At 44.8% G+C, this 12,564-nt stretch carries 21 protein-coding genes and 1 tRNA gene; 13 read left to right on the top strand and 9 right to left on the bottom strand.

The features are described from left to right. Positions 1–143 precede the first annotated feature (143 nt). The 3 genes from H6F44_RS11890 (at position 144) to H6F44_RS23180 (ending at position 1,947) form a co-directional block, all read left to right on the top strand. Positions 144–494: a DUF1257 domain-containing protein gene (locus tag H6F44_RS11890; protein ID WP_190351178.1), complete on the top strand. Its 351-nt coding sequence runs from the start codon at positions 144–146 to the stop codon at positions 492–494. A 139-nt stretch (positions 495–633) separates the two neighbouring features. Next, positions 634–705: transfer RNA gene (locus H6F44_RS11885), tRNA-Thr, on the top strand. 132 nt (positions 706–837) lie between these two features. Next, positions 838–1,947 carry a site-specific integrase gene (locus tag H6F44_RS23180; protein WP_242016544.1) on the top strand — a complete coding sequence of 370 codons (1,110 nt, stop codon included), beginning with the start codon at positions 838–840 and terminating at the stop codon, positions 1,945–1,947. Here H6F44_RS23180 and H6F44_RS11875 read toward each other — a convergent pair. From H6F44_RS11875 to H6F44_RS11845, 7 genes are all read right to left on the bottom strand, one after another. Next, on the bottom strand, positions 1,928–2,182 hold the full coding sequence (locus H6F44_RS11875) for a hypothetical protein (RefSeq protein ID WP_190351177.1): 255 nt from the start codon (positions 2,180–2,182) through the stop codon (positions 1,928–1,930). The two genes, H6F44_RS23180 and H6F44_RS11875, sit on opposite strands and share 20 nt — an antisense overlap. Continuing rightward, positions 2,179–2,595 (bottom strand): hypothetical protein, encoded by a 417-nt coding sequence (locus tag H6F44_RS11870; RefSeq protein WP_190351176.1) that lies wholly within the window; start codon positions 2,593–2,595, stop codon positions 2,179–2,181. Before H6F44_RS11870 ends, H6F44_RS11875 begins: the two co-directional genes overlap by 4 nt. Further along, the gene (locus tag H6F44_RS11865; RefSeq protein ID WP_190351175.1) at positions 2,595–3,455 is read right to left on the bottom strand and encodes a hypothetical protein; all 861 of its coding nucleotides are present in this window, start codon (positions 3,453–3,455) and stop codon (positions 2,595–2,597) included. Before H6F44_RS11865 ends, H6F44_RS11870 begins: the two co-directional genes overlap by 1 nt. Then, positions 3,452–3,820, bottom strand: a complete 369-nt coding sequence (locus H6F44_RS11860) for a hypothetical protein (RefSeq protein WP_190351174.1) — start codon at positions 3,818–3,820, stop codon at positions 3,452–3,454. The genes H6F44_RS11865 and H6F44_RS11860 overlap by 4 nt, the downstream gene beginning before the upstream one ends. Then, positions 3,813–4,031 (bottom strand): hypothetical protein, encoded by a 219-nt coding sequence (locus H6F44_RS11855; RefSeq protein ID WP_190351173.1) that lies wholly within the window; start codon positions 4,029–4,031, stop codon positions 3,813–3,815. The genes H6F44_RS11860 and H6F44_RS11855 overlap by 8 nt, the downstream gene beginning before the upstream one ends. Continuing rightward, positions 4,031–4,639: a hypothetical protein gene (locus H6F44_RS11850; protein WP_190351172.1), complete on the bottom strand. Its 609-nt coding sequence runs from the start codon at positions 4,637–4,639 to the stop codon at positions 4,031–4,033. Before H6F44_RS11850 ends, H6F44_RS11855 begins: the two co-directional genes overlap by 1 nt. Before the next feature lie 72 nt (positions 4,640–4,711). Next, positions 4,712–5,065, bottom strand: a complete 354-nt coding sequence (locus tag H6F44_RS11845) for a hypothetical protein (RefSeq protein WP_190351171.1) — start codon at positions 5,063–5,065, stop codon at positions 4,712–4,714. Between the two features lie 130 nt (positions 5,066–5,195). Here H6F44_RS11845 and H6F44_RS11840 point away from each other — a divergent pair, with 130 nt between their 5' ends. The 7 genes from H6F44_RS11840 (at position 5,196) to H6F44_RS11810 (ending at position 11,026) form a co-directional block, all read left to right on the top strand. After that, the gene (locus H6F44_RS11840; RefSeq protein WP_190351170.1) at positions 5,196–5,462 is read left to right on the top strand and encodes a hypothetical protein; all 267 of its coding nucleotides are present in this window, start codon (positions 5,196–5,198) and stop codon (positions 5,460–5,462) included. Further along, positions 5,459–6,268 carry a hypothetical protein gene (locus tag H6F44_RS11835; RefSeq protein ID WP_190351169.1) on the top strand — a complete coding sequence of 270 codons (810 nt, stop codon included), beginning with the start codon at positions 5,459–5,461 and terminating at the stop codon, positions 6,266–6,268. Before H6F44_RS11840 ends, H6F44_RS11835 begins: the two co-directional genes overlap by 4 nt. Further along, positions 6,268–6,459, top strand: coding sequence for a hypothetical protein (locus tag H6F44_RS11830; protein ID WP_190351168.1), 192 nt, complete (start codon positions 6,268–6,270; stop codon positions 6,457–6,459). Before H6F44_RS11835 ends, H6F44_RS11830 begins: the two co-directional genes overlap by 1 nt. Further along, positions 6,456–8,363: a hypothetical protein gene (locus H6F44_RS11825; protein ID WP_190351167.1), complete on the top strand. Its 1,908-nt coding sequence runs from the start codon at positions 6,456–6,458 to the stop codon at positions 8,361–8,363. Before H6F44_RS11830 ends, H6F44_RS11825 begins: the two co-directional genes overlap by 4 nt. Positions 8,364–8,588: 225 nt before the next feature. Continuing rightward, positions 8,589–9,839: a hypothetical protein gene (locus H6F44_RS11820; protein ID WP_190351166.1), complete on the top strand. Its 1,251-nt coding sequence runs from the start codon at positions 8,589–8,591 to the stop codon at positions 9,837–9,839. Further along, on the top strand, positions 9,840–10,121 hold the full coding sequence (locus tag H6F44_RS11815) for a hypothetical protein (RefSeq protein WP_190351165.1): 282 nt from the start codon (positions 9,840–9,842) through the stop codon (positions 10,119–10,121). A gap of 2 nt (positions 10,122–10,123) precedes the next feature. Continuing rightward, entirely contained in the window at positions 10,124–11,026 is a 903-nt protein-coding gene (locus H6F44_RS11810) for a hypothetical protein (protein WP_190351164.1), read from the top strand. A gap of 174 nt (positions 11,027–11,200) precedes the next feature. Here H6F44_RS11810 and H6F44_RS11805 read toward each other — a convergent pair whose 3' ends face one another. Together H6F44_RS11805 and H6F44_RS11800 are read right to left on the bottom strand one after the other, a co-directional pair. Continuing rightward, the gene (locus H6F44_RS11805) at positions 11,201–11,443 is read right to left on the bottom strand and encodes a hypothetical protein (protein WP_190351163.1); all 243 of its coding nucleotides are present in this window, start codon (positions 11,441–11,443) and stop codon (positions 11,201–11,203) included. Beyond that, positions 11,440–11,637, bottom strand: coding sequence for a hypothetical protein (locus tag H6F44_RS11800; protein ID WP_190351162.1), 198 nt, complete (start codon positions 11,635–11,637; stop codon positions 11,440–11,442). Before H6F44_RS11800 ends, H6F44_RS11805 begins: the two co-directional genes overlap by 4 nt. A gap of 141 nt (positions 11,638–11,778) precedes the next feature. Between H6F44_RS11800 and H6F44_RS11795 the strand changes: the two genes are divergently transcribed. From H6F44_RS11795 to H6F44_RS11790, 3 genes are all read left to right on the top strand, one after another. After that, on the top strand, positions 11,779–12,054 hold the full coding sequence (locus H6F44_RS11795) for a hypothetical protein (RefSeq protein ID WP_190351161.1): 276 nt from the start codon (positions 11,779–11,781) through the stop codon (positions 12,052–12,054). Then, positions 12,051–12,173, top strand: coding sequence for a hypothetical protein (locus tag H6F44_RS23555; protein WP_277874119.1), 123 nt, complete (start codon positions 12,051–12,053; stop codon positions 12,171–12,173). The genes H6F44_RS11795 and H6F44_RS23555 overlap by 4 nt, the downstream gene beginning before the upstream one ends. Then, positions 12,157–12,564 (top strand): hypothetical protein (locus H6F44_RS11790; RefSeq protein WP_206754459.1); only part of this gene is annotated, 408 nt, incomplete at its 3' end. The genes H6F44_RS23555 and H6F44_RS11790, both read left to right, overlap by 17 nt.

Genomic DNA, 12,564 nt, shown 5'->3' with positions numbered 1-12,564 from the left:
GTTTAAGGCTAGATTCTACAGAATGTCTTATCAAAATATTCTGGATCTAGCAGCTAACATAGGAGTAGTAACCAATCGCGCTCTTATGTCTCCCGTTTGAGTCAACAGTTGAGTTCACATTTATTTACAGGAGCAATACTATTATGTCTCATTTCAGCACACTTCGCACAAAAATTACTGATGCCGAAGTCCTCAAGTCTTCGTTGCGCGATCTTGGTATTAGCGTCAAGGCTGAGGCAGATGTGCGTGGTTACAACAGCCAACGCATTCGCGCTGACATCGTAGCAACTCTCGAAGGTGACTACGATCTTGGTTGGTCTCGTAATGCCGATGGCTCCTTTGATTTGATTGCTGATCTCTGGGGTGTTGCCAAAAAGCACAATCAGACCGAGTTAATCAACTCAATCAATCAGAAGTATGCTGTAAACAAGGCTTTGGCTGAAGTCAAGCGCCCAGGATTGAGCAATGCTAATGTTAAGCTCACTGTGCAGTAAGGTGTGCAATTTTGCAAGTTAACTGTGAAATAAATGGGCTAGTCGCATCTTTGGCTAGTCCATTTTTTGTGTGGCAAAACAAAATTTGTAGTTTCCAGTGCTATAGTATTAATTGCTAAATTTATTGCTAAATTCTAGCGCCGATGTAGCACAGGGGTAGTGCAGCCGATTCGTAATCGGCAGGTCGACAGTTCAAATCTGTTCATCGGCTCTTTTTCAGCGACTAAAAATCACTCAAAAGCCTTGCAATGCAAGGCTTTTTTAGTATGCCGAAATTTGCAATACTACCTAATACTACCCAATACTACCTAATAGACACGGAAAAAATAGGCTAACTTTAGGCATGGCAGAAATCGACATAGACGGAAGGATCGCCCAAGCTAACGGGCGGCTCAAAGCGGCAAAGGTGGGAATCTCAATTACAAGGCAAGGCGATCGCCTATATTTGCGCGGTACTTTTCCCCCGAAACCAGACAGCGATAAAAAAGCGCCATATCAGCAGCGCTTAGCGCTTGGCATTCATGCAAATCCTTTGGGCGTAAAAAATGCCGAAGCCGAAGCCCGAAAAGTTGGGGCGCTGTTGGATTGCAAAGAATTTTCGTGGATACCTTATTTGAGCGATCGCCAAATTGCCCAAAATTGCGGCGAGTGGGTAGAAAGGTTTGAAAAAGATTATTTTTCAAAGCGTGACAAGAACCCCAAAACGCTCACCACATGGCGAAAAAATTACTATGAAGTACTGAAGCGTTTACCACCAGATGCACCGCTCACAGTCGAAATCCTGAAAGAAACTATTTTTAGGATTGACCCTGACACTCGCAGTCGACAAATTTATTGCATGGTTGCTAATGCCCTATCCAAATTTGCTGATCTAAATTTTGATTTTTCCATCTATGCGGGCAAGCACTCACCATTAAAAGTTAGCCCCCGCGATCTGCCAACTGATGAACAAATCCAAGAAACCTATTACAAAATCTCAAACCCTGCTTGGCAATGGGTATATGGGATGCTTGCCACATACGGGATTAGACCGCACGAAATATTTAATCTAAATCTTGAGGATCTGCCTATCCTGACCGTGACCGATGGCAAAACAGGAGCGCGGCGCGTTTGGGCTTGCTATCCCGAATGGGTAGATTTATTTCAATTAAAAAGCGCTGCCTTGCCGCAGGTAAAGGGCAAAAGCAACGCTGATTTAGGAGCCAAAGTATCAAAGGCATTTAAAAGATATTCTATCCCCTTCAAGCCTTACGATTTACGCCATTGTTGGGCAGTCCGTAGCCTTGAGTTTGGGCTTGATATTTCACTGGCAGCGCAACAGATGGGACATAGTGCCAAAGTTCACAGCGATTTGTATCACCACTGGATTAGCGATCGCCATCATCAAAAAGCATACGATCTACTCATGCAAAGAGCCGATAGACCTAAGCCCCCTATCTCTCCCGAACTCTAGCGATCGTCTCATCGCCATAGACTCGATCCTCCAAGAAGGTGACGCGCTGCTCAGTCCTGATAAATGCCTTTTCTAAATCTGAAAGGCGTTCATTGTTAAGCCGAACATTGTCAAAAAGTGCATCTAAATCTTTGGCGGACTGGGCGATTTTTTGGGATTGTTGCCCAAGCATATAGACAATGGTGATGATCGTAGTCAGCACTCCAAAAATAGCGATCGCATCTTGCAAACTCATAGTTTTACCTCATCAGGAAAATTTAATTCGTCAACAGCCTGATTCCACAGCGTTTTATGCTGCTCAGTCAATTCAAAACCAGAATTTTCAAGCATATCTAAACCAGCGCGAAGCGCCCCTAAGCGATCGCTAATCTTTGGATTGCTAATCGCGCCATAAATATCATTTCGGGCCACTAGCACAGTGGGATTAGAAAAAGCTGCATTAGTAATCGATTTGAAAAGCTCATAGAGGTCACCTGAGAGCAGTCGATTAAGCAAGCCTTCCCAATCAGAAGGCAGTGAGGGATGGGGCAGATCTGGGATTTCCGTGTACTCGCCCCGATCATATTTTTCTCTGAGAATTGCAGGTAATCCTTCAAAATTGGGGGGATTTAGTACATATGTTGTGTCTGCGTATGAAATCTTGATCATTATGGGTGAACTCCTCTGGTAACGAGAACAAAACTAGCCTGCAAAATACTAGTAACACTGCCAAATTTCAACGCAGCCGCCGATATCGCGGCAAGATCGCAAAAGGCTGTTTTGGGGTTTGGCGGATATAAAATTAAATGCTGTGGTGTTAGTGTGGGAAGGGGGAAAGCAATCCCATCTAATCGCAAGCTCATCTCCCAATTGAAAAACCCCGATTGATTTTGATTTCGAGAGCCTCTAAAAACGAAGGCAAACCGCCAATAATTATTGGCATCTTCTAAACCGCCTTGAGTAAGCAAGAAATATCGGATATTCAGCGAAACAATTTTCAAGGCGCTTAAATCTTGATAGCCAATTAAGGTCGCGTTTTCCAGCAAAAAAGGTTCTGAAGCGCCCACAAACGTCCATCGCCCCGCAATCCCTCCAGCTTGCTCCGTTACCCAGTCAGATCCATCATAAAAATATCTTTGCCCATTATTCTTAAGCAAGCGATCGCCGATCTGTATCAATGATCCATCGCGCCGCGTAGCTGGGGGAACCTCATCCGTAAAATGTGCAGCACCACCAATGATCGCGCCATTGGGCAAATTCCCCAATCTTGCGTCAACAGCGCTATCAAAGCCCAGAATATCCGCAGGAATATGAGTATGGCTTGCAGGGGGGAAAGTGTCGGGTTTATTGATGATGTCCGCCCACTCAAATTCCCTACTGGTATAGGCAAGAAACGAAGCTAAAGCCGTAAAGGTGAGCCGCCGCGCTTGGTTTGCGGGTTGCGAAATATCCCAAATCAATAAATAATCATTGCCCTCAAAATTTGGAGCAAATGGCAATTCGTTAATAGGGGCGTAAATCAGGCTCATATACCTAGAATGTAAGAGTTTGGAGCGGTGGCAATATTGCCTTGATAAACAGTGAGCGTAAATTGGGTAAGCCAAGGCACAGGCTTAAATCGCAGTCGATAGGAATCCCCAACATTAAAATTTAAAAGGGTTGGCTCAAAGCCCAGATAGGCAAAAGAATCAGCTACCTCAACCCTTGTATGAAACCCTAAAGCCAGCTCGACATCTACCAGTTGCAGGATGTCGCCAGCCTTATTCCAAGAAGCTTTTTTCTGATTAGAACCCAAATCAATAATTAAGAAAGGTTGTGAGAAAACAAATGAGAGATCGACAGCGCCACTAACGCTATTAAACGTTTGGGTAGTTGCGTACTGCCAATCACTCATCGTATAGTTCCCCATCAAATTCATCATCAACTAAATCGTATTCACCACCAAGGGCGTACTCGATCGCCTCACTAAAAGAGACAGATGCGAGTAACCCCGATCCAGCCCTTTGGATAACACACTGAGAGCCATCGAAATCTATTGGCAGGGAGCCGTTAAGGATCTCGTAAAAGCCCAAATCGTCAGGGGTCATAATGAGGCGATCGGTCATTATACGAAGTCAGCCCAAGCAGCCGCAGTATATTGACCCGCTTCAGTTCTGAATTTGCCAGCAACTTGAGATTCATTCGTAGGATCGTAAAAAGTGCTAGAAGATACGGAGCCATTTTTGCTAGTTACGATGCTTTCAGCCCTTGGAGGTTTTGGGAAAGAAGCGCCGAAAACTAGATCCTGTTCTGCTCCAGTCGCTTCTTTGATGCCTAAAGCAGCAAAGTTAGCGCCTAACTTGGCTTTCTGCGCCACACGCATTCCCCAAGCATACTTAACACCGTTGACGGTTACATATACAGGGATTTGGAACTGAGTACGAGATTTGCGACCATTAGGACGAGCCTTGGTAATATCAAAGCCAGCCGCAACAGCAGCAGCCACAGCAGAGGGAGCGATAAAGCTAGATTCTAGACCTGTTGCAGTACGGCGAGAAGCGCGGCGAGGTTTAGGCGTATTTGCCTTGAAAATCAAACCAGTTACAGGAGTGTCAACTACAAGGGCTTGATGTCCGAGAATGGTTGATGTGGATTCTTTAACCGTAGTACGGAATCCATACTTAATGTCGGCGTATGGCGCAGCCATAGCCACAAAAACTAAACGAGATGTCATTGTTGTTACTGTTATTCAAAAGTGAACAAAAAGAAGATAAAGAGCGAGATAGAATCTCGCTCGCTCTCAAATCTAAGCTACTACCGCAGTAGTTGCCGCCTTATTCAATGGGGCGCGAGATTGGAAGCTGTAAGTACTAGAAACATAGAAATCCCCCGTAGCGGCATCTACAAAGGGAACGCCCGAAACAGGTTGAGGGTAGCTAGAGATTTTGGTGGTATTTGCAGGATCGTCGTTATATGTGTCTTGAGCCTCTGCGGTTGCGTCAAGTAAACGAGTAATAAATTCAGCAACTTTCTGATCCGTCAAAGCGATCGCAGATTCACCCATCAAAATAGAGCAATCGATAGTTAGCGAAGACCCAGAAGCAGAAATAGCAGATCCGCCAAGCGCGGTATTTAAGTTAGCAAAAGTTAAATCAGCCATGATAGAAAAAACCATATCTAGGGTTTGCATTATTAATCTAACGCTTTTTGAGCTTTGTCAATCCCCACATATAGGGGTGCGAACTTCCCAAACGTGCTACGATTAAGCACAGAAATTTAGCTTGAACCCTATGGGGACGTTAATTAGACGGAAGAATACTCATACCTTTTACTCGCAATTATTAATTTTTGTAAATATGCAATTACGCGCCTATCCTTTGATGTCGACTTGCAGTAAACGAGCCATTGCCCGAAAGATTGGGCGATTTGGCAAAAGGGCGAAATACAGCCCAAGACAACCCCTAATAGCCCGAATTGCTACGGCTCTCCGCATATCCAAAAGCGAAGCTTACGACCAACTGATGACCGAACGGGAATATTTATTGAGGCAACAATGAGCGAATTGCAGCAGACCTTCAGCCGTACACAGCAGATCCTGTCAGCGTTTGGGCAGGGCAGTGACAGTATGCAGATTATTTATCAGCCATCTGCAATCTCGCCATACGATCGCGTGCAGACCTTGCGATTTTACGGATTTATTACCTCACTGAGAATGCGAGTCGACATAAATTCGATGGTTGAGGCAGACATACCAAACCTTGACGCAGACACAAGCCGTACTGAGCGATTGACAGCGCTACGTGATATGGAGTGGAAGTCACCACGAAAGCAAATAAGCTTTTTTATCAAAACCTCTAGGCTAGGCTGGCAACCCGTTTTTGATGTATCGCTTTTAAATCGATTGCCTTACTATCAGGTGAATTTATTGCCATACCTGACCGATAACGTAAGCTTTGACACTAGCAACGATTTTCTATTAGGTGCTCAAATTGTCGATGTGGGCTATGGCAAGCTATCAGGCACAGATAGAGTATTGATTTTTGGCAGTGTGAGGGAAGAAATAACCACATTACCAACTGATAGCAAAGAAATAAGCTTTGCACAGCCCTATCAATGGACTGTTGGCAGCGCTTCACAGGTGATATTGCCAGCTAACCCAAATCGGCAACAGGTGACGCTAGTTAACAGGTCACTCACCCAAGAAATATTTATCAATTACGGGAGCATGGCAGAGCTAAACAAGGGCATTACCCTAATGCGTGGTGGTGGTAGCTACGAAATTAATTTTTCTAATATTTATCGCGGCGCAATTAGTGCGATTAGTGCTAGTAACGCCGCTCTAACTGGGATTGAGGCGGTCTAATGTTTGACTTAGATAACTGGTTTATGGAAGACAATCGGGGCGATCGCTCAAAGCAAGTGCAAGCGATCGAGCTTCCGTACAAGTGCGGCAAAATCGAAGCCGAAATGATTTATTGGCGCTTTGTCAGCCATGAAAAGCCATCGCGGTATGACATTATTCAGCCATTGCAAGGGGGGAAACTATTGCTATGAGGGGAGCAGGAAGAATTGGTGGGCGCGACTTTAGCCCCCGGCCGATAAAAAGAGCCGAAGAGCCTGATCTTTTCGGCAATACAGCTAATCCTTTTTTTGGAGAGCTACCAGTCCCTCCCACACTTACGCCTATCAATGATGAGTGGTCTATATCAGATCCTTTTGAGCCTGTCGATCCGCGTGATTGCTCAAAATATCCTGCCTCTCCCTACTGCGAGGGAAATACGATCCGATTGGGACCACCCATCGGCTTTGAGATCGAAGTCCGCACAAATGGCTGTACTACCTGCCTCTACACCTATCCCGTTGTGGGATGGGTAAAGCTGACTCCTACGATAGTTTGCCGCCGCGATCCTAATTGCAAGGAAGATAACCCGCCGCCCCCATCGGGGCTAGACATTATAAATGCCTTAATGCCGCCCCCTTATGATGAAAATCCCCAACCCAACCAGTGCAAAACCCCAGAATGTGCATCTAGGGAAGGGATTATCAATCGATGGCATAATCGCTGGAATCGTGGCACGATGCGAAATATAAGAGGCTTTATCGTGCAAGAACAGCAAGAAGAAGTTTTCAAGGAAGAGATCAAGGTAGAGGCGGGAGCCAAAATTGTACGGCTAGGCGCGACAGAACCCATACCAGGGTATGGCGATCTTGCACCTGAATGCCATCTGGATCTATCCTTTCCTTTCTCAGATACGGATCGAGCGCCTTGGGTTTATCACACTTTCGCAGACACCTATATTTATCAATCCGTCTTGGTCCGCATCAGTCGGCAGGCAACCCCGCAAAGCCCAATTTTTGAACATACAACTAGTTTCACTTTCATCAGTTGGACTGTGGGAAGATGTTGTGGAGTCCCTGCGAATTGCGCCCCACTACCACCACCGCCCCCACCACCACCACCATTTGGTAGGGATGATAAACGCAAAAGGAAAAAAGATCCAGAGGAACGTATGTGTTGTAATAGCTGCCGCGATGCAAATGACAACGCTGACAAAGCGAATAAGAAAGCTGATGATCTTCTAAAAGAGCTTAAAGAGATCAAAAAAATATTAGGAACTGGGAAATTGCCTAGTGAAGTACAAAAAGCGGTTAAACTTTCGGATCAATCCTTGACAGGATTACTAAACCTTTTGGGTAAAACCGCAGGGATTGAGAAATATCCCATTGAGGTTCCTAGGAGTTTGCTAACTGGAACTGGCGATCAGGTAGATAAACTTCAAAGCCAAACTGACTTTATGTTTTGGCTTACCAATCAGCTGGACTCGCTGATTGGCGAATTCCCTATTGAGATTGAGGTAAAGGATATAGACCCCTTAACCAAGGGCGATCAAAAGCAAAAAATTCAATTGCCTAACCTTGCCGAAGCGATCGCTGAAATCTATGGATTGGTTGCTAAAGGCGCGGTTAACCAAGAAGTAGATCAAGCAATGCTTTTGAGAATTGCAGCCGAAGTAATTGCCGCAAAAAATGGGATTGCGATCACTCAAGACTATGCAAAAGCCAATGCGAAATTTTTGGGCTACAAAGGCAATCCTGCCGACAGAGAATTAACGTATCAATTTGACTTCTCAAAATTAGTTTTAGGAGAAAAAGATCAAGAGGTTCGGATAGACGAGATTTTACAAACAGTCAAAGGTCACGTCAAAGGCTGGCAAAACGAAGACAAGGAAACAGCCGCCGACTTCTTCATGAAACTAATGTTTGCCGCAGGGATTATTAAATCCGTATTTTTTCGCAACAAAAAACAAATGAGAGAGGTTCTTGAAAAGGCTGATGAGCAAGTAAAAGAGCGTCTCAAATCGGAGGATGATTGGAAGCAATTTTTAAAGGACATCAACAATCCAAATTCCCCTTTTAATAGAGGTGAATCTTCCCCAGATATCAAAGAAGAGAAATAAATTATGACTCAACTAAAATTAGTAAAAAACCTACTTACTTCAAGAAAAATCAGAGAAAAAGTAGGGAATATAAAAGGGAAGATTCGCTATTTGGACTTAAAAAATCCAATTATTCGATCTGAAAGGAGCAACATCCTAGAAAAAATCACTCAAGGGTTTAAAGGCTTCTTGGGGTTTATATCTGGTCCAATATTTCAGAGCTTAAATTTTGGCGCAGGGGCTGTTGTGGCTATTGTTCAAGGATTTTTTAGCACGGTTCAACGAGTCGCGGCTTTTAACTGGAATGCCTCTGACAAAGAATTAGAGGCAATGATTAAATCAGAGCAAACAAGAGCTTTTAGCGCCATCGGGAATTTTTTCGGGCGGCTATTTGGATTTATTGTGACTTTGGGGATAGGATACGGAGTTGCTTTAGTTGTTCCCGTAGTAGGGGGGGGCGCTTTAGCTAATGCTGTCGCCAGTAAAGTAATTCAAGAAGGGGGGCGGGAAGTCGTACAAAGTTTTGGGGCAGCGCTACTTCAGACTATCGGCTCTGTAGGGAATCAAGCCTTAATTAGTAGTTACATAAACATTAGAAAATTTATAAACGGAGGCAAAGCTACTGAGGGTGGGGTAGACATGAGCTTCAGCGCTCAATTTGAGCGACAGCTTGAGGGAATAAAAGATCAAAATTGGCGTGCTTTTTCAGAATCGGCAAGCGATGAATTTGTTGATACTTTTTGGGAAAATGGAATGATCATCGCTCAGGAGATAGATGATGCTTACGTTCAAGCAAAAGCGGCAAACGAGGCTACTAAAGGTAAAAAACGCACTGTACGACTACGCCCAAACAAACAGATCAAAGAAGAGATGATCATCACAGGGGCGCAAATTGATGTTGAGACAGAAACCCTGTCAGCCCTCAACAATTACCGCCTAATTGCCAATCGTGACGTTGGGCAAATTGTCGGGCAACCTGCCGAAGACTACCTAACCGCAAAGCCATTGCGCCGCCAGCTAACGATTATTCTCAAAAAAGGCAAAAAAGAACCACCATGGCGCATTGGCAGTAAAAACTGTAAAGATGTCACCGTAACTATCCCTGATGTAGTTGTGGGGCTATCTTGGCGGCGAATTAAGGATGCTTGCAAGCCCTATACTTGGGGCAAATTTAGGGCTACGGCTAACCTAGATAACGGGCGGCAAATGGCAATTTATGCCAGCAATAAGAGCGAAGCCGAGCGAGTGCTTAAACGCTTTCTCACCCTTAGCACTGCCAAGCCGCTAAGTATTTCGGTAACTGAAGAAGTCGAAAAGAAGAATATTGCGCTCAAAAAAGAGCCTGTGCAGGTTTTCCCTGCATACGCAACCCTGCTAGTCCGTAGAACAACTACAGGCGAGGGGCGAGATTTTCTAGACGGCTCCAAGCTTGCCGAAGACTTGGTAAGGGTAGATTTGTGGATGGATCAAGAACCAAAAGGAGTGACTTTTAATTAAATGCCTATTTCAAATCCGATGCTGACGATCAATGTTGCCGAAGCGCCCCCGCCTTCGGCAATACTGCACCCCAAAGATCCTGATATTGCCCCAGATGCAATTGGGACTTTTTGGCTAAATACGCTTAGCGATCGCCTATGGGTTGCCAAGGCGACTAACAACGTTACCGACTGGGCGCAGGTTAGCGCCGATGGCGGCAATATCGAAGCCATTTTGGGCGCGATTGTGGTTGCTAATGGCGCAGTCGTGACCGATGGCTCTAATGTAATTTTTGAGGATTAAATATGCGACACAGTGAACTAACCACCGATCTGCACTATGCAAGATTGCGAACCTTTACGGGCAATCCTGCAACCATTACGCCTGACTTTTTCGATCAAATACTGACCGCTACTGACACAAACAAGGTTTACCGCGCTACAGGCACAAACCAAGGGCAGCTAGTAGAGCTTTCGCCAATGCCAGAGCAGCGCGTCATCTTTGACGAGACTTTCCCTGAGCCAATGAGCCAAACACAGCTTTTAGTGCGCGTGGATCAAAATCGCATCTACCGCGCTAATGGGATTTTGCCTACTGATTGGCTAGAGATCGTTGGGGCTGATGGCGGAGGCACTGGGGGAGGCAGTGCAATAGCTGTAGGCAATAATCCCCCTCAAACTGCCCCGATTGCATTAGGGGAGCAGTATTTTGACGCTAGGCACGGGCATATTTTTGTAGCGATCGCTGACGGTGCTAACCTAATTTGGAGAAACACCATCCCGCCAATAACGGTTTCTAATAATTATCTTGAAGATCAGGGCTTGCTTTTTCAATATCCTGATGCTTACGGGAGATTTTTTTGGGCATATTGCAATCACCACCCTGTGGGGGATGTTTTTCTTGATTTCAATAATTTTGGCTGGCAGGATGGAGGGCAGGACTTCAGCCAAGCATTAGATCTGTATGGGGCAGGATGCTATGCCCTGTTTTATGAAATGACCGATCCAAACAATGAAGTCCCTTCGTGGTCTATTTCTTCAAATATTTTCTTCATGAAAAAAGGATCGAGTACGGATTTATCCCCTGATGAAACCTGTTTTACTTTGACTCAAGCCTATTTACTGGGGCAACACTCCAAAGGATTTTATATCTCTCCAGATCGAAGATTAGGAGCCAAGATTGAAATTAGCGCATACCTACAGCAATAAAGAAGAGAGGCGATCGCTAAGTTAGCGATCGCCTCTCTTGTTATGTGATCTAAACCGCAGGGGACAGAATCGAACTGCCATTCACACACTGCCGCGTGCGCTCTAACCACTACTCACCCCGCGAATATTAACTATAGCAAAGGCGATCGCTAACTTAGCGATCGCCTCTCTTCTTTATTGCTCATTTTTTAATGATTGCTTACCTTGTTCGGTAATAAACCAATATTTTTTCTCCCCCAAAGGATCGGGTTTATATGCTTGTGCCTGCCCTTTGGCTTGTAACCTCCCAAGGCACTGCAAAACAGTTTTTGCATTCTTTGAGCTTTTGGGTATATTCAATGTCTCGCGAATATATCGGCTTTTAGCGGCTCTGGGTGATACTTTGGCTAGTACCTCTAAAACGTCTCGATCCGTCATTCTTTTCTTGCCTCCTTTGCGGTGAATGCTTGCCATTTTTCGGGCAACTTAACCATCAGATCATGCTCAACTTTATTGATGATCGCCCTTGCACAATATTCTGAGGCTGTTTCGCCAGATTCCGACATGGCTTTAATAACCTCATAAATATTGTCAGGGAGCATAACTTGGACTTTTTGCGAATTTCTAGCCATAACATCAAATAATAAACACTGTGTAAATACTATCTAGTTACTGTGCATTCTGACAGTATTTAAGGTATAACATTAAAAAGCGGTGCGCTAGATTTCGACAGCTTACGCACCGCTTACCCAATCTCTTAGGTATCAAGCATTATGGCAGTAAAGAAACCGCTTGAGGTAGTACAGCCACTACCCACAGAAGAAACAGCCCCAAGCATCGAGGCAATCAGCGATCGCCTAAATGATGAAATAGCCGATCAACTTTTAGATAGCATCGACTGGCAAAAGGTGACACAGGCGATCGTTCGCAAAGCCCCCGCTAAGCTCTTTGCTTGGCTCACTCGCGGCAATGATAGCCCGATCAATATTTCGGCTTTCCCTGAATTGGCAGCACTTCCAAGTAGTGACGATGAGGGCAAAGCAGCATGACAGAGCCTGAAGACAAAATTTGGACTTTTTGGGATGCCCTCACGAATGCAAACCCTGATTGGTGGGATTGCAATAACGATGATGAGGATGAGGAGGATGACGATGAAACCAATGAGTAAGCTTTTGATTGCTGCAATGGGATTAATGCTTGGATTTGGTTCAATCATTGGTTACTACTTGGCTAGGTGGGATTTACAAAGCAATGCGATCGCTAATTCACAACAGGCGATCGCCCAACCCGAAAAACCAAACCCTGAAGTCAAGCCCGAATCCCGAAAGGAAAAGCAAATCGATATCCGTACTATCAAACCAGTCAAAACCGCCCGTGAGTTGCTAGAAGAAAAATATCGCCTCTGTGTTGGCAACAATGGCGATATTAGTAAGGTTCCCGATTCCGTTATGACTCAAGTTATCAAAAAAATGGGTTTAAAACCCCGTGCTTCCAGCACGGCTTTACTTAATCTATGCTACAGTATACAGTATAAGATTTTACAAATCTATGCTAGTACT

Source organism: Pseudanabaena cinerea FACHB-1277, from assembly GCF_014696345.1.
Lineage (GTDB): Bacteria > Cyanobacteriota > Cyanobacteriia > Pseudanabaenales > Pseudanabaenaceae > Pseudanabaena > Pseudanabaena cinerea.
This window is presented reverse-complemented; position numbering and strand designations above follow the sequence as displayed.

Coding starts and splice junctions, on each gene's coding strand:
- H6F44_RS11890 (WP_190351178.1), top strand. CDS start 144: ATGTCTCATTTCAGCACACTTCGCACAAAAATTACTGATGCCGAAGTC.
- H6F44_RS23180 (WP_242016544.1), top strand. CDS start 838: ATGGCAGAAATCGACATAGACGGAAGGATCGCCCAAGCTAACGGGCGG.
- H6F44_RS11875 (WP_190351177.1), bottom strand. CDS start 2,182: ATGAGTTTGCAAGATGCGATCGCTATTTTTGGAGTGCTGACTACGATC.
- H6F44_RS11870 (WP_190351176.1), bottom strand. CDS start 2,595: ATGATCAAGATTTCATACGCAGACACAACATATGTACTAAATCCCCCC.
- H6F44_RS11865 (WP_190351175.1), bottom strand. CDS start 3,455: ATGAGCCTGATTTACGCCCCTATTAACGAATTGCCATTTGCTCCAAAT.
- H6F44_RS11860 (WP_190351174.1), bottom strand. CDS start 3,820: ATGAGTGATTGGCAGTACGCAACTACCCAAACGTTTAATAGCGTTAGT.
- H6F44_RS11855 (WP_190351173.1), bottom strand. CDS start 4,031: ATGACCGATCGCCTCATTATGACCCCTGACGATTTGGGCTTTTACGAG.
- H6F44_RS11850 (WP_190351172.1), bottom strand. CDS start 4,639: ATGACATCTCGTTTAGTTTTTGTGGCTATGGCTGCGCCATACGCCGAC.
- H6F44_RS11845 (WP_190351171.1), bottom strand. CDS start 5,065: ATGGCTGATTTAACTTTTGCTAACTTAAATACCGCGCTTGGCGGATCT.
- H6F44_RS11840 (WP_190351170.1), top strand. CDS start 5,196: ATGGGGACGTTAATTAGACGGAAGAATACTCATACCTTTTACTCGCAA.
- H6F44_RS11835 (WP_190351169.1), top strand. CDS start 5,459: ATGAGCGAATTGCAGCAGACCTTCAGCCGTACACAGCAGATCCTGTCA.
- H6F44_RS11830 (WP_190351168.1), top strand. CDS start 6,268: ATGTTTGACTTAGATAACTGGTTTATGGAAGACAATCGGGGCGATCGC.
- H6F44_RS11825 (WP_190351167.1), top strand. CDS start 6,456: ATGAGGGGAGCAGGAAGAATTGGTGGGCGCGACTTTAGCCCCCGGCCG.
- H6F44_RS11815 (WP_190351165.1), top strand. CDS start 9,840: ATGCCTATTTCAAATCCGATGCTGACGATCAATGTTGCCGAAGCGCCC.
- H6F44_RS11810 (WP_190351164.1), top strand. CDS start 10,124: ATGCGACACAGTGAACTAACCACCGATCTGCACTATGCAAGATTGCGA.
- H6F44_RS11805 (WP_190351163.1), bottom strand. CDS start 11,443: ATGACGGATCGAGACGTTTTAGAGGTACTAGCCAAAGTATCACCCAGA.
- H6F44_RS11800 (WP_190351162.1), bottom strand. CDS start 11,637: ATGGCTAGAAATTCGCAAAAAGTCCAAGTTATGCTCCCTGACAATATT.
- H6F44_RS11795 (WP_190351161.1), top strand. CDS start 11,779: ATGGCAGTAAAGAAACCGCTTGAGGTAGTACAGCCACTACCCACAGAA.
- H6F44_RS23555 (WP_277874119.1), top strand. CDS start 12,051: ATGACAGAGCCTGAAGACAAAATTTGGACTTTTTGGGATGCCCTCACG.